The sequence below is a fragment of the Vibrio sp. 2134-1 genome (genome assembly GCF_033339495.1).
The window spans coordinates 108653-127791 of the sequence record NZ_JAWOUS010000012.1; the positions used below are offsets into that span (position 1 = coordinate 108653).

General features: G+C 47.2%; 18 protein-coding genes. 8 read left to right on the top strand and 10 right to left on the bottom strand.

Annotated features, from left to right (window positions below; genetic code table 11):
* Positions 1 to 223 precede the first annotated feature (223 nt).
* The gene (locus R7R78_RS14665; RefSeq protein WP_005373820.1) at positions 224 to 1060 is read left to right on the top strand and encodes a pyruvate, water dikinase regulatory protein; all 837 of its coding nucleotides are present in this window, start codon (positions 224 to 226) and stop codon (positions 1058 to 1060) included.
* A 76-nt stretch (positions 1061 to 1136) separates the two neighbouring features.
* Here the strand turns inward: R7R78_RS14665 and ansB are convergent, their stop codons facing one another.
* Both ansB and R7R78_RS14675 read right to left on the bottom strand, forming a co-directional pair.
* Positions 1137 to 2201 (bottom strand): L-asparaginase 2, encoded by a 1065-nt coding sequence (ansB, locus tag R7R78_RS14670; protein WP_115386508.1) that lies wholly within the window; start codon positions 2199 to 2201, stop codon positions 1137 to 1139.
* Positions 2202 to 2571: 370 nt separating this feature from the next.
* Positions 2572 to 3828, bottom strand: coding sequence for an adenylosuccinate synthase (locus tag R7R78_RS14675; RefSeq protein ID WP_005387066.1), 1257 nt, complete (start codon positions 3826 to 3828; stop codon positions 2572 to 2574).
* 105 nt (positions 3829 to 3933) lie between these two features.
* On the opposite strand from R7R78_RS14675, the gene R7R78_RS14680 reads away from it, so the two are divergent.
* The 3 genes from R7R78_RS14680 (at position 3934) to R7R78_RS14690 (ending at position 5907) form a co-directional block, all read left to right on the top strand.
* On the top strand, positions 3934 to 4803 hold the full coding sequence (locus R7R78_RS14680) for a LysR family transcriptional regulator (RefSeq protein WP_005373812.1): 870 nt from the start codon (positions 3934 to 3936) through the stop codon (positions 4801 to 4803).
* A gap of 19 nt (positions 4804 to 4822) precedes the next feature.
* Positions 4823 to 5215 (top strand): ribosome recycling factor family protein, encoded by a 393-nt coding sequence (locus R7R78_RS14685; protein ID WP_017819813.1) that lies wholly within the window; start codon positions 4823 to 4825, stop codon positions 5213 to 5215.
* A gap of 77 nt (positions 5216 to 5292) precedes the next feature.
* Positions 5293 to 5907, top strand: a complete 615-nt coding sequence (locus R7R78_RS14690) for a LysE family translocator (protein ID WP_031781094.1) — start codon at positions 5293 to 5295, stop codon at positions 5905 to 5907.
* A 93-nt stretch (positions 5908 to 6000) separates the two neighbouring features.
* On the opposite strand, the gene R7R78_RS14695 is transcribed toward R7R78_RS14690, so the two are convergent.
* The 6 genes from R7R78_RS14695 to doeA form a co-directional block, all read right to left on the bottom strand.
* Positions 6001 to 6522, bottom strand: a complete 522-nt coding sequence (locus R7R78_RS14695) for a DUF2058 domain-containing protein (RefSeq protein ID WP_017633576.1) — start codon at positions 6520 to 6522, stop codon at positions 6001 to 6003.
* 172 nt (positions 6523 to 6694) lie between these two features.
* On the bottom strand, positions 6695 to 8098 hold the full coding sequence (locus R7R78_RS14700) for an aspartate aminotransferase family protein (RefSeq protein WP_005373789.1): 1404 nt from the start codon (positions 8096 to 8098) through the stop codon (positions 6695 to 6697).
* Positions 8099 to 8139: 41 nt separating this feature from the next.
* Positions 8140 to 9660 carry an NAD-dependent succinate-semialdehyde dehydrogenase gene (locus R7R78_RS14705; RefSeq protein WP_225473863.1) on the bottom strand — a complete coding sequence of 507 codons (1521 nt, stop codon included), beginning with the start codon at positions 9658 to 9660 and terminating at the stop codon, positions 8140 to 8142.
* Between the two features lie 155 nt (positions 9661 to 9815).
* Entirely contained in the window at positions 9816 to 10295 is a 480-nt protein-coding gene (locus R7R78_RS14710) for an Lrp/AsnC family transcriptional regulator (protein WP_005387046.1), read from the bottom strand.
* 123 nt (positions 10296 to 10418) lie between these two features.
* The gene (doeB, locus tag R7R78_RS14715; protein ID WP_225473865.1) at positions 10419 to 11426 is read right to left on the bottom strand and encodes a N(2)-acetyl-L-2,4-diaminobutanoate deacetylase DoeB; all 1008 of its coding nucleotides are present in this window, start codon (positions 11424 to 11426) and stop codon (positions 10419 to 10421) included.
* Between the two features lie 54 nt (positions 11427 to 11480).
* Positions 11481 to 12668, bottom strand: coding sequence for an ectoine hydrolase DoeA (doeA, locus tag R7R78_RS14720; RefSeq protein WP_005387041.1), 1188 nt, complete (start codon positions 12666 to 12668; stop codon positions 11481 to 11483).
* Positions 12669 to 12939: 271 nt separating this feature from the next.
* Between doeA and R7R78_RS14725 the strand changes: the two genes are divergently transcribed.
* Positions 12940 to 14373, top strand: a complete 1434-nt coding sequence (locus R7R78_RS14725) for a PLP-dependent aminotransferase family protein (RefSeq protein ID WP_225473867.1) — start codon at positions 12940 to 12942, stop codon at positions 14371 to 14373.
* A gap of 20 nt (positions 14374 to 14393) precedes the next feature.
* Here R7R78_RS14725 and R7R78_RS14730 read toward each other — a convergent pair whose 3' ends face one another.
* Positions 14394 to 15416: a helix-turn-helix domain-containing protein gene (locus tag R7R78_RS14730; RefSeq protein ID WP_054576148.1), complete on the bottom strand. Its 1023-nt coding sequence runs from the start codon at positions 15414 to 15416 to the stop codon at positions 14394 to 14396.
* Between the two features lie 131 nt (positions 15417 to 15547).
* On the opposite strand from R7R78_RS14730, the gene R7R78_RS14735 reads away from it, so the two are divergent.
* The 3 genes from R7R78_RS14735 to R7R78_RS14745 are packed head-to-tail and all read left to right on the top strand — an operon-like array spanning position 15548 to position 17925.
* Positions 15548 to 16309, top strand: coding sequence for an SDR family NAD(P)-dependent oxidoreductase (locus R7R78_RS14735; RefSeq protein WP_225473869.1), 762 nt, complete (start codon positions 15548 to 15550; stop codon positions 16307 to 16309).
* Between the two features lie 40 nt (positions 16310 to 16349).
* Positions 16350 to 16862: a 2,4'-dihydroxyacetophenone dioxygenase family protein gene (locus tag R7R78_RS14740; RefSeq protein ID WP_025509742.1), complete on the top strand. Its 513-nt coding sequence runs from the start codon at positions 16350 to 16352 to the stop codon at positions 16860 to 16862.
* A 4-nt stretch (positions 16863 to 16866) separates the two neighbouring features.
* Positions 16867 to 17925, top strand: a complete 1059-nt coding sequence (locus tag R7R78_RS14745) for a zinc-binding dehydrogenase (RefSeq protein ID WP_225473871.1) — start codon at positions 16867 to 16869, stop codon at positions 17923 to 17925.
* Positions 17926 to 18007: 82 nt separating this feature from the next.
* On the opposite strand, the gene R7R78_RS14750 is transcribed toward R7R78_RS14745, so the two are convergent.
* Positions 18008 to 19132, bottom strand: a complete 1125-nt coding sequence (locus R7R78_RS14750) for an alkene reductase (protein WP_225473874.1) — start codon at positions 19130 to 19132, stop codon at positions 18008 to 18010.
* Positions 19133 to 19139 lie beyond the last annotated feature (7 nt).

Genomic DNA, 19139 nt, shown 5'->3' on the forward strand with positions numbered 1-19139 from the left:
TAGGGGGACTTAAATCGATCTAAACAATCGCATGTTGGCTGTTATTACACGTTGACCATACATTGCTTCATTTAGATTGATATCAAAGGCAAACGATTACGTTCTGGCTGAAAAAAATTCAAAAGAATTTTTAAAGCTGTGGTGAACCTAACTGAAAGCCAAACTGATTTATTAATATTATGTGTACCATCCTACTCAAAAGATTTTGAAAAATTAAACAGAAATGCAAATAAATAACCAAAGTCGTGATGTATTCTATGTTTCTGACGGTACGGCGATAACATGTGAGACATTAGGGCATGTTGTTCTCGGTCAATTTCCGTTCATTCCTAACGAAAAAACCTTTCCGTTTGTAGAAAGCCAGGACAAAGCTACTGACGTAGTCAAAGAAATTGAAACTTCCTACCAGCGCAATGGCGTCAAACCTCTGGTCTTTTTCTCAATTGTCGTTCCAGAAGTACGTGAAATGCTGCTTGAAGCGCCGGCATACAGTTACGATGTGTTGGAGAGTATTGTGCAGAAAGTGCAAGACGACATTCAGATGGCACCAAAGCCTAAGTTGCAGCGTTCTCGCAGTGTGGGGAAAGATTCCGACACCTATTTTGACCGTATTGCGGCTATTGAATACACATTGGCGCATGATGATGGCATCACGCTAAAAGGGTTGGAACAAGCCGATATTATCCTGCTGGGAGTATCGCGCAGCGGAAAAACGCCGACTAGCTTGTACATGGCGATGCAATTTGGTTTACGTGTTGTGAACTATCCGTTCATTGCGGAAGATGTGAAGATGATGCGTTTGTTGCCTGAGTTTGAGATCCATCGTCATAAGTTGTTTGGGCTGACTATCGATCCCGAGCGCTTGACTGAAATCCGTGAAAATCGTTTGTCTGGAAGTGATTACGCTAGCACAGAGCAGTGCAAGCTGGAGCTAGACACTGTTGAGGCGTTGTTTAGAAGAGAGGCGATCCCATATATCAATACGTCCTCTCTGTCTGTTGAGGAAATTACTACGCGTATTCTGGAAAAAGCAGGAATGAAGCGTCGCTTGTTTGGCTAACAAGAGACGCTCATGTCGCTATGTGTAAGAGGAGGTAAGGTGTGTACCTCCTCTATCAAATGAACCTTAGACAGAATTAATAGTATTGGAACATCTTTTGGATGTCTTGATAGTTTTTGGTCTGAGTCAGTGACAGCATCAGTAAGATACGTGCTTTTTGCGGGTTCAATGTACCAGCGGCAACAAAGCCATATTTTTCGTCATCAATTTCAGCATCCAAAGTGGTTGAGCCGCTAGGCGTTCGGGAGCTTCTTACAACAACAACGCCATCTTTACTCGCTTTCTCTAGCTCATCAAACACAGTGTGGTACAAGTTACCATTACCGACACCAGCACTTACGATGCCGTCAAACTTCGCATCCACAAAGGCTTTCACTGGCAAATTGGAGGCATTTGCATAGTTATAAACAATACCGACCTTAGGCAACTTAGTAAGCTTTGATACATCGAATGGGGTTTCTGTCGTATGTTTACGCTCTGGGCTTCGTTGATATTTGGCATCGCTATTATGAATGTAGCCGATAGCACCAAAGTTGGGTGACTGGAAAGTGCTGACGGAGGTTGTATTGGTTTTTGTCACATCTCGCGCATCGAAAATCGTGTCATTCATTGCGACTAGCACGCCACGTCCTTCTGAATCTTCATCGGTGGCTGTTACGACTGCATTGTATAAGTTGACTGGTCCATCAGCACTCATTGCGGTGGAAGGACGCATTGCACCGACGATCACGACAGGCTTTTTGCTCTTGACGGTCAGATCAAGGAAGTAAGCGGTTTCCTCTAACGTATCCGTACCATGAGTAATGACGATGCCGTCAACATCATCTTGAGCGAGTAGCTCATTAACTCTTTTCGATAATTTTAGCCACACTTCATCATTCATATCTTGTGAACCGATACTGACCACTTGCTCTCCAGAAATATCGGCAATCTTGGTCATACTCGGCACCGCAGAAATCAATGATTCAACGCCGACTTTACCTGCTGTGTAGTTTGATTCTGTTGCAGATTGACCTGCGCCTGCTATGGTGCCGCCAGTGGCAAGAATTTTAATGTTCGGAAGATCGGATTGCGCGAAAGACAAAGAACTAAGGCACAAACCAAGGGTTATCGTACTGAGGCGGAAAAGATTTTTCGTCATGGGAATCACCTGCTGTTAGGTTGGATGTTGGGGAACTCATCTATCCTAAAAACAGCGGGTTAGATTTTTTGAGTACTAGTTCAACAAATTGCAGATGAAGATCGTGATCAACTAATCACTTAAAGAATATCAAATCAACCAGTTAACCTAATTGACGTGCTTCTTTAACAAGTGAGATGTGCTAGTAACGTGCACAACGTGTTAAGTCCTATAATTTATTGATTTATAAATAAAGGAGGTAGGAGTCTCGTGATGAGGTTATTAAACATGAATTCAGCCGTGCAATTTTCCAAAGTTTACAGTGTAAAAAAAAGCGGCTTTACCCCGGAACAGATAAAAGCCGCTTGCCAATGATGTGTTAATTCACATCTTATCGCATAATCATTTGTTCACGACCAGGACCCACAGACACCATTTTTACTGGTACGCCCATGAGTTCCTCAATGCGTAGAACGTATTTCTGTGCTGCTACTGGAAGCTCTTCAAACTTACGACAACCTGTGATGTCCTCGCTCCAGCTTTCCATCTTCTCGTAGATTGGCGCAAGAGAGGCAGTTTGAGGCCAGATTGGGTTTTTGCTGTGGTCGCCTTCGTAGCCAACACAGATTTTCAGATCGTTAAGGCCAGTCAAACAGTCTACTTTCGTTAGTGCAATTTCAGTTGCGGCTTGCAGTTCAACGCCATTCTTCGTAGCGACTGCGTCGAAGTAGCCCATGTCGCGTGGACGACCCGTAGTTGCACCGAACTCGCCAGCAAGTTCGCGGAAAGCGTCTTGCTCTTCCATTGCAGTGATCAACGTACCAGTACCTACTGATGAGCTGAATGCTTTTGCAACCGCAATAACGCGTTCAGGACGAAGTGCCGGAAGGCCACTACCGATACCCGCGTACATTGATACAACGTTAGAAGATGTTGTCCAAGGGTACTCACCGTAAACAAGGTCACGACCCGCGCCAAGCTGCGCTTCGAACAATAGAGTTTTGTCTTTCGCTTGTAGTTCTTTTAGAGGAAGCGTTACGTTGCAAATTGAATCGCGCCAAGGTGCAGAGACTTCTAGCAGCCAGTTCGCCAGTTCTTCAGCGGTTTGTTCAAACTCGAACGTCGGGTAAAGTGCACGCAGTTGCGGCAGTTTCCAATCCATCATGAATTGAAGGCGTTCAACCAATACTTCTGGTTGCTTCAACCAACCAACTAGGATGCCTTTCTTCATTACGCGGTCACCATACGCAGGTGCAATACCTTGACGAGTTGAACCGTATGCTTTGTCGCCTAAACGTTGTTCTTCTAGCGTATCTTCTAGTGCGTGTAGAGGTAGACACAGTGTTGCGCGATCAGAGATGCACATATTCACTTTTACGCCCGCTTCTTCAACTTCCGCAATCTCCTGAGACAGCAACGCAGGGCTGATGACCATACCCGGACCTAACACTGCCAAACAGTCTGGGTTGAATACGCCACTTGGTAGCTGGTGCAGCTTAAACGTACCTAGATCGTTAACCACGGTGTGACCCGCGTTGTTACCACCTTGGAAACGAATGCTCGCAGAAGCTTGCTCTGCCAAAAAGTCAACGATGCGGCCTTTGCCTTCATCACCCCAGTTTGCACCCACAACAACGATAGACGACATAATTTAATCTCCAAAAACAGATGCAAAAATCTTAAGACGTTCGCCATAATAAGAGAAATTAATTATACTCATTAACTTGATAAGAATCTCATATCGGAATTGGCAATGTTAGATTTGAACTGGCTGCGAACCTTCGTCACTCTTGCAGAGGTAAAACACTTTGGTAAAACAGCGACGGAACTGCACATGACGCAGCCGAACGTAAGTTTGCATATCAAGCAGTTGGAGCAAGCCACGCGCACGAAATTGATTGAGCGAAATCCCGTGCAGTTGACGCAAGCGGGGAAGCGTTTGTTAGCTACGGCGCAGCGGATGCTCAATGAGCTGCAAATTTGTCAGTCAGATCTCAATGCCATCAACGATCTTACGCAGGGGACGCTTTCTATTGCGGCGAGCGATATTGTTTCACGTTTACTGCTTATCAAACCATTTCAGCAATTCAAAAGTGAATATCCGGGGATCGACTTGGCATTGTTCAACACCACATCTTCTCAAGCGGTGGATTTGGTGAAAAGTGCGCGTGCCGATATCGGCTTTGTTATCGCACAAAAAGAGAGTCAACCGCTGCATTTCACGCCTCTCACGCAAATTCACTGGTGTGCGTTTGGCGATAACATTTTTGAGTGGCAAGACAATCGAAAAGAGAGCCAGACGCTAATCCTGCTAGGGCACGATACTCGAACCCGAGAGCTGATTGATGCGTCTTTACCTGAGCTAAATCTGCCTAAGCATCGCGTGATGGAAGTGGGCAGTGTAGAAGCACAAATCGACTGGGCGGAAGCGGGGTTTGGGACTGCTATTGTGCCGGATTTCTCGCTCGATCCGAGATTAAAGCTTTCTCGTGAAGTTACGCCTTTGCCAAGTTTTCCAAACACTGATTTCGGCTACATCGTGCGTCAAAATCAGGTGTTATCCAAAGCGGCAAAACAGTTGTTGGCTTGGGTTGGCGAGAATGTGTCGGTGGTTGAGGGCTAAGACGATGAAAGAAAAGGCCATGAAAGAGACGAAGATTACGATTTCGCTCCCATCCTTGATTCACCGTATTGGGGGCGACCATGCCAAGCGAGCGAAAACACTCGCAGCAGAAAAACAGTGCGATCTTAAGCGAATTAGACGATCTCGTCACTGGCAAATCTCGGGCGAGGCTTTGGATGTAAAAGCGTTTTTAGAGCATCTCAAAAACGAAGAAGCAGAGACGATGCGATTTGCGATCAACAAAATCGAACAAGCTCTACTTGCTCACCAAGACAAATTGGAACCTTTGGACGTGAAGTTGATACGTTTGGTGAGACAAAACCCAAACATCACCTTAGCGGAGCTGATGGCTGAAACGAACTGCACGTTAGTTCAAGCTCGCACGGCACGATTTGATGCTGAGTTGCTTTAAGATCGGTTTGTGGTTTACTCACTTTATTAACAGATGTTAGGGTACCGATCAAAATCACTCACTAAGACCATTTTATTATGGATATTTGGCAGCTTCTCCTTTTTATTCCTGCTTGCTTTGCTCTAAATATGGCTCCAGGCCCAAACAATTTATTGGCAATGAATAATGCTCGTTGTTACGGCTTTAGGGCCGCGTTTACGGCCAGTTTAGGCAGAATTGCTGCTTTTTCAGCGATGATTGCGTTGTCTGCATCAGGTCTGGCTGTGATTTTGTATACGTCAGAAATGCTATTTTTGGCAATAAAGCTGGTAGGGGCGCTGTATCTACTGTGGATTGCGTTTAACCTTTGGCGCTCAGAGTCCAGCCCGATCTCTGACTTAGACAATTCGCGCAACTACGCAGGACTTGCGAAGCAAGAATTTACGCTTGCTGCTGGCAACCCGAAAGCGATTCTTATTTTTACTGCATTCTTGCCGCAATTTGTTGATGCCAGTGCCAACGTTCAAGAGCAGTTTTTTGCCCTTGGCTCGACGTTTTTGATATTAGAAATGGTCGCCATTTCAATTTATGCCATCTTTGGTTTGTACTTGAGACACTGGTTTTCAAATCCAAAAATGGCGAAACGTTTCAATCGCGGATGTTCGTTGTTTTTAGCCGCATCAGGGGCGAATTTGCTACTAAGTAAGCAATAACAACACATCATCTCTGTAGATTATTTTTCTATAAAAAAAGCCGCTGATGTTACATCAGCGGCTCTTTTCGTTAATGCATCGATTAATTTATTGTTACCACATCAAATCGTCAGGCACGACGAAATCTGCGTATGGATCGTCTTCTGCTGGAATGTCCGATTCAGGTTCTTTTTGTTCGATGATGACGGACTCATCACGTTGAGCAATTTTATTTGCTACTCCACGTGGAATGACAACATAGCTTTCACCAACAATTGCGATTGCCAAAATACCTTTGATCAACTGCTCGCGGATAAGTGAATCTACATAAAGTGATTTCACTAGCGTACCGTGAGTGAAGTTGTATTTGATGTCGCCATCTTTTAAGTCGATCTTGTTCATCTCAATCAATTGATTGATCTGCGCTTTGATCTCTTTATTTAATCGCTCAGCATTTTGTTGCTCGCTCAATTGTTTATCACGCTCTAACTGTTGGCGTTTATTCTCTTCAACCGCCGCTTTTACTTCGCGTGCTTGAACGCGTGATTTTTTAGAGCCTTTCTTCGCTTTCTTTAGTTTCTTTTCATTAACTAAGCCAGCTTTCAGCATTTGTTCTTGAAGGGTAAGTTTTGCCATGTTTTATCCAGTTAGTGCGCAATTTTGGGCATTTTACCCACTATTGCCACTTGTAGTAAATAATAGTGCTTTCTATGGGTCTAAAATGTTTGGTTGGCTTGTTATCTCTTTAATGGAAAGTGCAAAGCGGGCCTTCTCCAAAGCCCGCGAGCATTACTGAAATCTAGGTGGGTTATGGCTGCCACTGTTTAGATGTGACGAGGTTATCCATCACTTTGTTTACCGCTTGATGCGCTTTGTCGACAATGGTGTCTATATCGTTGCGATTCGCGATAAGCGGTGGAGCAAAACCGAGGATGTCACCATGTGGCATAGCGCGAGCGATTAAGCCTTGCTCTAAACAGGCCGCCGCGATTTGCGGGCCTACTTTCAAGTTTGGATCAAAGTGTGCTCGGCGAAGCTTGTCTGAAGAAAACTCCAACGCATGCAACAAGCCAACGCCACGAGTATCACCGACTAATGGATGATCGTTAAACGTCTCTGCCATACGTTGCTGCAAGTAAGCGCCGACTTCGGCCGCGTTTTGCACTAAGCCTTCACGTTCAATGATATCGAGGTTGCAGTTCGCAGCTGCCGCTCCCATTGGGTGACCAGAGTAGGTATAACCGTGTCCGATAGCGCCCCATTGGTCGGTGCCGTTTTCTAGCACACTCCAAACTCGTTCACCGACGATCACGCCAGACAGCGGTTGATACGCTGAGGTTAACCCTTTCGCTACCGTGATGAGATCTGGTTTCATGTCGTAGTGGAGTGAGCCAAAATCGGAGCCGAGGCGACCAAAGCCACACACCACTTCATCCGCAATCAAGAGTACATCGTATTTGTCGAGTACTTTGCGAATCGCCTGCCAGTACCCTGCTGGTGGTGGCACAATACCGCCAGTACCGAGCACTGGTTCTGCAATCATTGCTGCTACCGTTTCTGGGCCTTCTTCCAAGATCATCGCTTCGAGTTGATCTGCGCAATATTGAGAGAATTCGAGCTCAGACATACTCTCGTCTTCACGGCGATAATAATATGGCGCGATGGTGTGTTTGATGCGCTCAAGTGGTAAATCAAAATGGGCGTGGAACAGCGGCAAACCTGTCATTGAACCGGACGCGATACTTGAACCATGGTAGCCGCGGTCACGCGAAATGATTTTTTTCTTCTCTGGTAGACCACGAGCATTGTTGTAATACCACACCAACTTAAGTTGAGTTTCGTTCGCGTCGCTGCCTGACATGCCGTAGTAAACTTTGCTCATGCCTTCAGGCGCCATTTTGATGATGCGATCTGACAGTGTCACGAGCGCTTCGTTCGTATGACCGACGTAAGTGTGGTAGTACGCCAGTTCTTTGGCTTGCTCATAAATCGCATCGGCCATTTCGGTCCTGCCATAGCCAATGTTTACACAATACAACCCGGCAAAGCCGTCTATCAGCTCGATGCCTTCTGAATCGGTGATGCGTATTCCGCTTCCGCTCGAGATAATTCTTCCCGAAAGCTCCCCGGCCGCATACTGCTTCAGGTGGGTTGAGGCATGAAATACTCTCTGACGATCGATCTCTAAAAGTTGTTGGGTTTTGTTACTCATGATCCTTCTCCTCGAATAATTGGATATCCATATTTCGTGCCTTAACTGCCACTGACGGTTGGTAAAGCGCCTAAGCAGCAGTATTTGATTTCACTGTATTCTTCAAATCCGTGACGGCTTCCTTCTCGTCCAAGACCAGACTGTTTCACGCCGCCGAATGGGATAGGGTGCCCTGTCATTTTGACGGAGTTCACGCTCACCATGCCAAACTCCAAACCGCGCATGCAGTGCCAAATTTGGTGAATATCGTGACCATAAACATAGGCAGCTAAGCCGTACTCAGTGTCGTTGCTCATTTCAATCACGGTATCTAAGTCTTGGTAAGGCAATACGCCTGCCACAGGACAAAAATTCTCTTCGCGATACACCGCCATTTCAGGGGTGACATCGGCTAGCAATGTCGGCGCGAAGAAGTTTTCGCCTGGTACGGGCTGGTGGTATCCCGCTACCAATCGCGCGCCTTTGTCGAGCGCGTCACGCACCAAATCATGCGCTTTATCCACCGCAGTGCGATTAATAAGCGGTCCCATGGTGGTTTTTTCGTCTAAGCCATTGCCCAAAACGATGTGGCTCATTTCTTTGGCAAACGCTTCCAAAAACGCTTCGTACTTATCGTCAGGGACGAAAATACGGTTTGCGGCCAAGCAGTCTTGTCCTGCGGTTTGAAACTTCGCATCCACGGCGGCTTTGGCTGCTTGCTCGACATCCATATCTGGCAGCACGATGAAAGGGGCGTTACCACCGAGCTCCATACTGCACTTCTTCACGGTTTGTGCCGCGTCGCGTAGCAACAGTTTGCCTACTCGAGTTGAGCCTGTGAACGAGAGCGCTTTGACTTTATCGGAGTGGCACAAGGTTTGTGACACCATCATCGCATCGCCAGTGATAACGTTAAATACACCAGGTGGAAAGCCAGCTCGGTCTGCTAACTCTGCCAACGCTAACGCAGAAAAAGGCGTTTCACTGGCGGGCTTAATGAGCACCGGACAGCCTATTGCTAGTGCGGCTGCGGCTTTGCGTGTGATCATGGCATTAGGAAAATTCCATGGTGTAATCAGAGCTGCGACACCAATCGGCTCGCGTACCGTCGATAGTTGCGCATTCGGGATATGACTTGGGATGGTTTCTCCATAGCTGCGACGTGCTTCCTCTGCAAACCAGCGAACAAAGGATGCGCCGTAGTCGATTTCACCCAAAGCATCACCTAATATTTTGCCTTGCTCCATAACCATCAAACGAGCAAGGTCTTGTTTTGATTCTAGAATCAGGTCGTGCCAACGCATGAGAATTTCAGCGCGTTCTTCTGCTTGCATTTTTCGCCATTGACGAAAGGCTTGGTCGGCTTCATCAATCGCTTGATAGAGTTGTTGCTGAGATAGCTTAGTGATGTAACCGATGACCGTGCCATCTGCTGGATTATCCACCGGATGAAATTGATCACCACTTACCCATTTGCCATTCACGTACGCTAAACCTCTCACCAAACGTACGTCTTTCATTATCGCCATCATGTCGTGTGAGGCTTTTAATTCTTCAGTGTGTAAGCTGTGCAGTGCTGCCATGAGTCCTTCTCCCAGCATCGTTGTCCATAATGAAACTGTAATGGAGAAGTGACCGAAATAATTTCTGATACCGAGGTTTAAAACGTCAGAACTTTCTTTTTAGTGCCGTTAAATATGGTGTTTTTTCTGTTCACGCCTGATACGCATTTTCCCTTTTATAACAAAGCGTTTTGGTTTACTTCGAATGTGCCCGCATCACGTTTGATTGTTTTTGTAACAATGTAAGTAAAGTAGCGCTCAATGCCCACATCTGAGTCTAACCAGTTGTCGATAAGCCGCTGATATTGGTCGATATCTTCTGACTGAATTTTAAGGATGTAATCGATACCACCGCCCGTGGCATAGCAATCAGTGACTTCTGGTGAATGTTGAACCAGTTGCTCGAAGCGTTTGAACGCTTGGGCGTTGTGTTCTTTGAGCGTAACTTCAACCATAACCGACGTTCGTTTGAACAAAATATCGGTATTTACTTTTGCTCCGTAACCTTCAATGATGCCTGCTTCTTCCAGTTTTTTGACGCGCTCCCAGCAAGGGCTCACGGATAGGTTGATGGCCTCGGCAAGGTGAGATTTGGTGATACGACCATTATCATGAAGTATTTGTAGAATTTTTACGTCGTAGCGATCGAGGCGCATTATGAGTCTCCCTGTTGAATACTAATCATTTCATAAAGGCTGATGACTGGTCGCTGTTATAAGGTGCTTTCCAGTTTGCTTCTGGTATGCCATTTGTTTTGATTTCTTTAGTTGGTTTTTCAATCAGCCTATCTCGCCGCAGTCTTCGGCTATAACTGCGATAGTGTCACCGATATTCACCATAGCAGGAAAACGACGCGCCGCGAAAATACCATTGAGCTGTGACTTGTACTCAACGGGGGCGGTACCTGTGCGCTCGGTCGAGAAGATTCTCACTAATACATCGCCCTTTTTGACGGTATCGCCAAGATCAAATAAGTATTCTGTGATGCCGTGGTGTTGGCTTTGCACATAACAACTTGCATCAGGCATATCTAATAACTTAGTTGGTTGGGTTGGTTGTTCGTAGTCACCGGGCAAGTTGCCTGAGAAGCGTAAGAAGTTGCGAATGCCACGGTCGGAATAAGCGATGGTTTCTGGAGTGCTGGTTCCGCCTCCTCTTAGTTCGGTGGTAACAAAGATTTTTCCCTGAGACTCCACGGCAGTGTCATACAGGCTGGTGGCGTCCATTTCGAGCAAGATCATGGTGTAAGGTGCGCCAAACAGTTTTGCACCTAATATGCAGGCTTCTTCTTGATCGAGATTGTCGAGACGATGGGCAGCGGCGAACGGCACGATATCTAACGTTTTACCACCTGAGTGAATGTCTAACGCAAAATCGCACTTAGGAACTAGGTAACGAGTAAAATAATCCGCAATTTTCTCGGTCACTGTGCCTATGGGGTTGCCGGGAAAGCTGCGATTTAAATTCCCTTTATCGATAAACGACGTACGTGAGGCATTTTGTACCGCAGGTAAGTTCATCATGGGTACAATAATGACACGACCTTGGATTTGATCTGCCTGAAGCGAGTTCGTCAATTTTAGCAGGCTGGTGATGCCTTCGTATTCGTCTCCGTGATTACCGCCAGTAAGCAGTGCGGTTGGTCCGTGACCATTTTTGATCACGGTGATAGGTATCATAATACTGCCCCAAGCGGAGTCGTCATGTGAATAGGGCAGCGTTAAAAAGCCGTGCTGTACACCTTCTCGGTCAAAGTCTATGGTGGCTGTGATCGAGCTTTTTTGCATATCAAGTCCTTTTAGTTCTCAGACCTGGCTCAACAGAGCTTAAGGTTTGAAAAATTAGTGTTTAACAAATAAGTGGCGTGGAAAATCACACAATGTTTTTGCTCCATCATGGGTAATGACGATACTTTCCGTTGTTTCTAACCCCCAATCTTTGAACCACAGCCCCGGCATAAAATGGAATGTCATGCCTTCTCTCAAGATGGTTTTATCGGTGTCTCGCAAACTCATGGTTCGTTCCCCCCAATCTGGTGGGTAGCTCAAACCTATTGGGTAGCCACAACGGGCACCTTCGCGTGAGAATCCCGCTTTATCGAGAACCTGGTTTAGTGCATTGGCGATGTCGGCGCAGGTATTTCCGGGCTTTGCCACTTTCAAGCCCGCTTCAAGTCCTAGAGTTAGGGCTTCGTCGGCTCGTTTAAACTTGTCGTCAGGCTCGCCAAGAAAAATAGTGCGTGAGAGTGGGCAATGGTAACGGCGGTGCGCCCCTGCGATTTCAAAAAACGTCCCTTCGCCTTTCTTGAAGGGTCTGTCATCCCAAGTCAGGTGAGGTGCGGAAGCATCAGAACCTGATGGCAAAAGCGGCACAATCGCGGTGTAATCGCCAAAGTGGTCTTCGTGCCCGAGCACGGCTTGGCGGTTAATCTCGGCAACAAGGTGGTGTTTCGGTAATCCTGGTTCAATCATGTCGAACGCGACACGGTGCATGTTTTCAACAATGCGAGCGGCACGGTACATGTATGCCAGTTCTTGATCGGATTTAACGGCGCGGCACCAGTTGACTAGTCCAGTTGCATCGAGAAGTTGAGCATTCGGTAGGTGCGTAGTGAGTGATTCGTAAGCGGTGGCGCTAAAGTAATAGTTATCTTTTTCTACACCGATACGACCACGATCCCAAAGGCGCGGAGCCAGTACGGCTTCGACCAGGAAATCCATCGGGTGTAGCGGCGGATTCATTACATAATGGTCTGGATAGTAGGTGATGTTTTCTGCCGACATATACGCAGTCCTGTATGCTCCGTTGGCATCTTGGCAGCGTCCAAACCAAACGGGTTCATCAGATGGACCAACAACGGCACATTGTGGCACGTAAAAAGACCACCCATCATAGCCTGTCAGCCACGCCATGTTAGAAGGGTCATGAATGATAAGGACATCCAATTCTCTTTCTTCCATCGATTGCCGAACTTTCGTTAACCGATCCTGGAACTCATCCAGTGTAAAATGCAAAGCAACGCCTCTCATATTTTCTCCTTGTTAGAAATCCGACGCCTTATGGGCCTTCGGAGACGCTGAGGTATTTCTACCTTCTACCAGCTAGCCAGATCTGCGTTAAAAATGATTGCAATTTACCTCTGGGGTTGTATTTGGATTGAACGATGCTGTTTAACATGTTTGTTTAACCCATACATTTCATGTCAATCATTACAATTGTGGTTTATTTTTGTGCATCTCACCTCGTTTTGTGAGTTAAAGTTCGCCATTTGTTAAATGGAAGTTACAATGAGCCTTAAAAATGAATCAATTAAAATATTGTGTCATGACAATTTCTTTGAACCCGATCATTCGGCCAGGCACCGCTAAGTACATCTCCATTGGTAACTATCTTGTCGAATGTGTCCGCAGTGGTTATCTAAAACCGGGGACTCGATTACCCACACATCGTGAGTTTGCAGAGCAAATTGGCGTCAGCGTACAAACGGTGAGCCATGCATATGGTTATGCAGAGAAAAAAGGGGCGATCGAGTCTTGGGTTGGGAATGGTACTTTTGTCAAATCAGGTTTTGTGGATGAAAGTACGGACACGGAGTTCATGCTGACACAAGAGATGAAAGAAACGCCGGATGAAATTGATATGTCGATTGCAAATCCAGTGGTGACCGATCGCCACATTACGCTTTTTAATCAGGCGTTAATGGAGATTGCTGGGCAAACAAACAATCGTGGTTTGATCAGTAAGGCAAAGCCGGTAACAGGTCAGCCTCATCATATTGAGTCAGGAGCTCGATTTCTAAGTAGCCAAGGGCTGAATGTGGGTGCCGATCAAATATTACTCACAAATGGAGCATGCCATGGTTTAACGTTGGCTTTAAGCACAGTTGTTGAACACGGTGATTTAGTTGCTTGTGGTCACTTGGTTGATCATGGCTTGATCTCTCGCTCGAGAATGCTTGGATTTAAGTTGCAACCACTTGAAATGGATGAGTTTGGTATAACGCCGGATGCATTTGAATGGGCATGTAAACACAAACCAATCAAGGTATTGTGTTGCACACCGAGCATGGCTAACCCGACTAGTGCGCATATGGATGTTGAACGCCGAGAGGCGATAGCGAATATTGCACAGCAATACGACATCTATGTCATTGAAGATGACGTGTATGGAGCACTAGAACCTAACCGTGTCCCACCCCTTGCCACATTGTTACCCGAACAAGCTTTCTATGTCACCAGTTTAACCAAAGTTGTAGCGCCAGGCATGCGCACTGGCTATCTGACGGTCCCACGTCATTTTTTGCAGCACGCGATTGGTCGTTTAGCGGCAACGAGTTGGTCTGCGACTCCATTACCATTTGAAGTCGCTCATTTGTGGATCGAGAACGGTACGTTAAATCGACTTATTCGCTTTCAAGTCAATGAGTTTGCTAAGCGACAGCGAATAGCAAAAGCCGCTTTAGAAGGGCATGTTTATAGCTCGCACCCGAATGGACAGCACATTTGGTTGAGACTACCCGAGCAGTGGAATAGCGATGATCTGGTTGCTTCGGCTAAGCGTTCAGGGGTGCAGATCACTGGATATAAACCGTTTGTTCTCGATACTAATCAGCCAATGCCTTACGTGCGAATCAGCTTGGGAGCAGAAACAAACCGAGGCTACATCAAACACGGGTTATCTGTGATTGCTGAAATTCTCGATACCAACCCTCCCACCTCACACTTTTTGGTTTGAACGATAGGTTATTTATGCTTTTAACTGATGGGCTTAAACGTTTGTAACTGAGTTTTTTCTTGTCGCCATTGCCTTGGCGATTTTCCCGTCCAGCGACGAAAATGACGGCTGAATACCGCAGTTTCTGCATAGCCCAGTTGCAACGCGATATCGGTAATACTCTGAATATTCTCATGCAATCGCTGTTCGGCGAAATCCTGACGCACTTGTTGTAAAAGCTGCCGATAATTTGTGCCCTGTTGTTTCAGCTTGTTTTGCAGCATTCTCGGATGCAGGTCCAATGCTCTTGCAACGCGCTCAACGCTGCATTCTCCGGTTGAGAGCAGACGGCCAATCATGTTTGCTGCTTGGTCACTGAGATTGTTGGGGTAACGGGTTTGCAGCTCTTTGAGGTGCTGTTGAAAATGGCGCTCTAGTGCGTCTTCATCTTGGTGGTTCTTAGCGTTAAGCAGAGTCGCTTTAAGTAGGATACCGTCAAACTTATCACCGAAACGCAGTTTGTTCTGCTGGGCAAACTTGCTTTTTTCTACTTCCAATGTTGCGTGTTGAGTCAAATGTAGCGCGAAGTGACTTGCTTCAATATCAAGCAGACTGGCAATAAACATCGCCAGATGCGACACACTGAGCTGCATCAACTGCGCGATACCTCGTTCGCTGTGCACATCAATATTGAGCGACAACCGTACCCAATCATCTTGTGGCGTCATGTTGAGAGTGACCCCTGACGAATGCAGATAGAGAAAATCATTCACCCGCGCCAAGGCTTCACCGACCGTTTGCGCCCGGGAAACCAGCATTGGTAAGTCTCCCAAGCTCTGTAGGTTTTGACGCTCGGCGAGCAACACGCCAAACAGCGGTTGCTGACAACGAGCAGCCGCTTCCTCCAGCAATTCAGCCAGCCTAGGGTAGGCGAGATACGTATCGGGATTGCGAAACTGCGCCGCAGACAGGCCAACAGCGGCCATTATCTCTTGCGGATTCTGACCTAATTCTGAAACCAAGCTATCAAATTTATCAGCAGCGCCACTTCGTACGATATACATGTCTCGATTTTAAAATGTTAACAGGTTGTAAATCGCAATATATCAAATTTACTTCGTAAAAGGTCAAGTGAGTGCCAGTGAGTTGATCTAAGTTACATTTCGATAACAACAACGCATGGATGAGAAGCTGTATGGAACTTATCAATAAAACTGCCATTGTGACTGGGGCGGCTGGTGGAATTGGCCAAGCCATCATTGCAAAGCTGAGAGAGCAAGGAGCCAAAGTGCTTGCTGTCGATATTTCAGAACAATCATTGCAAATGTACACAAGTTTTGACCCAAAGCAGTTGGGAACCTTTGTCGCGGACGTCACCGATTACCAACAAGTTGAAGCTATGGTGAAGTGCGCGGTTGAACAGTTTGGCTCGCTTGACATCATGGTCAACAACGCGGGCATCGGTGCACCGAAACCTCTGCTTGACCACGACCCAATTGCCGATTTTGAGCCGATCTCTAAGGTCAACCAAAATGGCGTTTACTACGGCATTCTTGCCTCTGGAAGACAATTCCAAGCGCAAGGCACGCCGGGCGTGATCCTCAATACTTCTTCTGTTTACGCACGAATGGCGTCTGAGATGACCTTTACCTACAACGTCAGTAAAGCCGCAGTCGATATGATGACCAAATGCGCCGCATTAGAACTCGCACCATTGGGTATTCGTGTTTGCGCTGTCGCTCCGGGACGCGTTGATACTCCGATGTTAAGGCAATACGAAGAGATTGGCCTGTGGGACCACATCCGCAAAGAACAGATGCGTCAAAACTTCACACAACCAGAAGAGATTGCTGATGTGGTGGCGTTTCTGGTCAGCGAGAAAGCCAACTGTATCAACGGCTGCACCGTCAGTGCGTCTGACGGTTTCGAGAATTTTAAGTACCCACTTATGGGATAGGCGAGCACGCCACATTACAGCAATAGCGAGGATGTAAGTTATGTCATTACCAGAAGTTATTCAGCATCAAGATTTCCTATTAACTCTTAATACCAATGAAGAGTCGATCATCAAAGACGCGCTACCGGGTGTTGATGTTTACCCGTTGTTTCTAGACCCAGAAAACGGTACTTGGGTGGTTCGCGCCAAATTCAAACCGGGTATCACTCTGCCTAAGCACTACCACACTGGTGTGGTGCACTTCTATACCCTGAGCGGCGCTTGGCACTACATCGAGTATCCAGACCAAGTCCAAACCGCTGGTAGCTACTTATATGAGCCGGGCGGTTCGATTCATACCTTCCACTGCCCTGAAAGCTCAGGCGGTGCCGACGGATTTATGGTGATCCAAGGTGCAAACATTAACTTTGACGAAGATGGTAACTTCATCAACATCATGGATGCGGGTTGGATTGAGCAAGTTGTTATTGCAACAGCGAAAGCACAAGGCTTCACCGCGCGCTACATCAAACCGGGTGCGATTGCTGGCCTAAGCGATGAGCTAGCGGAGTAACCCCATGCAACAGATGAACAGTATCGTAATGCAGAATGGTAGTGTCCGCCTGAAGCAAGTCGAAATCCCCAAACCCGCAGCGGGACAAGTGTTGGTTCGTAGTCTAGCTTGTGGCATTTGTGGCTCCGACCTTCACATTACTCGACACGCGGATGAGGTATTTGATGTATTCCACCAGCTCGGGTTGATGCCTGATGAAGCCGGTGAGCACGCTCAAGTGATGTTGGGGCATGAGTTCTGCGCGGAAATTGTCGAATACGGCGCCGGTACGCAGCAAACGTTGTCCGTTGGTAGCCGAGTCACCTCTGTGCCGATGTTGCTTAGTCAAAATGGCGCGGGCGTTGGTGTTACTCCGGGTACTTATGGCGCTTACTCTGAGTACTTTCTGCTTGATGAAGCGTTATTGCTACCTGTGCCAGACGGAATGCCGTCTGAGGCGGCGGCATTAACCGAACCACTAGCGGTCGGTTTGCACGCGGTCAACCGCAGTGAAATCGAAACGGAAGAAACCGCGCTGGTTGTCGGTTGCGGTCCTATAGGGCTGGCTGTGATTGCTGCACTGAAACAACGTGGCGTCAGCAATATTCTTGCGGTCGATCTTCAGGAAGAAAAGCTGCAACTTGCCAGCGAGTTTGGCGCAAATCGATTGATCAACTCGACCAAGGAAGACGAGATCGCCGTTGGTGAGCAGTACGCGATGAACTCACGTCTGGTCATTTACGAGTGTGTGGGCAAGCATACCTTGATTGACGATTTTATGCGCCGCGCCCCTGCCCGAGCGCGAATCGTCATCTCGGGTATCCATACGACACCCGCAATCATTAACTACGCGTACGCGACGGTAAAAGAGCTCGACTTGAGATTCTCTTACTACTACCAACCGCACGAGTTTGAGCAATGCCTACAAGCGATTGCCGAACACAAGTTGCCTTGGCAGAAAATGCTCACCGCCAAAGTGGGAATCGACGGTGTCGAAGACGCGTTTAGACAGTTAATGACGCCAAATGACCACATCAAAGTCGTTATCGAACCTTGGCGCTGCGGCGCGTTAGAAGTGATTTAACTCTTAGCCAGATTAAGCTAGCTAAAACCAATTTTAGTTTGGTGACAGCCCCAACCGTAGCTGCTAGGTTGGGGCTTTTTTGTTAGGCCTGTTCTGCGCATTCCTGTTGCAGAGCAGGGTAATCGGTGTAGCCTCGTTCGTTTCCGCCAAACAACGTTGAGCCATCGAGTTCTGCCAACGGATGGTGATGTTGCAATCGAGAGACCAAGTCTGGGTTTGCTACGAATGGTCGTCCGAATGCGACAAGATCCGCGTAGCCTTTCTCTAACACTTCGTTTGCTCGTTGAGGATCGTAGCGACCTGCAACAATGATAGCGTTGCGAAAGCGCTTTCTAAGTTCGACTCGAAACGTCTCTGGAATGGTTGGTGCATCGGCCCAATCGGCCTCGGACAAGTGCAAGTAGGCAATGTCGCGCTCCTGTAGTTGCTTTGATGCTTCCAAGATTGTTGGCACGATATCTGGGCAGTCCATATCTTTAAACGTAATGAATGGTGCCAGTCTCACTCCAACTCGATGCGCTCCAACAGCGGCGATAACTGCCTCCACTACTTCGATAAGAAAACGGATACGATTTTCTCGTGAACCGCCGTAGTTGTCTGTTCGATGGTTTGAGTTGGTTCTTAAGAACTGATCGATCAGATACCCATTCCCGCCGTGGATTTCTACACCATCAAAACCCGATTCAATGGCGCGTTTGGCTGCGTTCGCGAAATCACCGACAACTCGGTTGATATCCGCTTGTGTCATGGCGCGTGGCTCAACACAATCGACCATATTGCCGTTGCCTTGTTCATCTGCAATCCAAACTTGCGTCTCTACCGGAGCGAGCGCAGATGGCGCGATAGGCTGTTCACCATTTTGGAATGTTGGGTGAGACACTCTGCCCACATGCCATAGCTGACAAAACATCGCTGCGCCTTGTGATTTGACCGCTTGGGTCACACCTTGCCAGCCCGCCACTTGCGCATCGGTGTAAACGCCAGGGGTGAACGAATAGCCTTGAGAATCGTCCGAAATTTGTGTGGCTTCGGAAATGATCAGCCCGGCAGAAGCGCGCTGTTGATAATACGTTGCCATCATCTCATTCGGGATGTTGCCCGGCTGAGTGGTGCGTGCGCGGGTCATTGGTGCCATGACAATGCGGTTTTGTAGTGACAACGCTTTCAGTTGAGCTGGTTCAAACAGCTTATTTGTTCTTTGTTTCATGATGCGC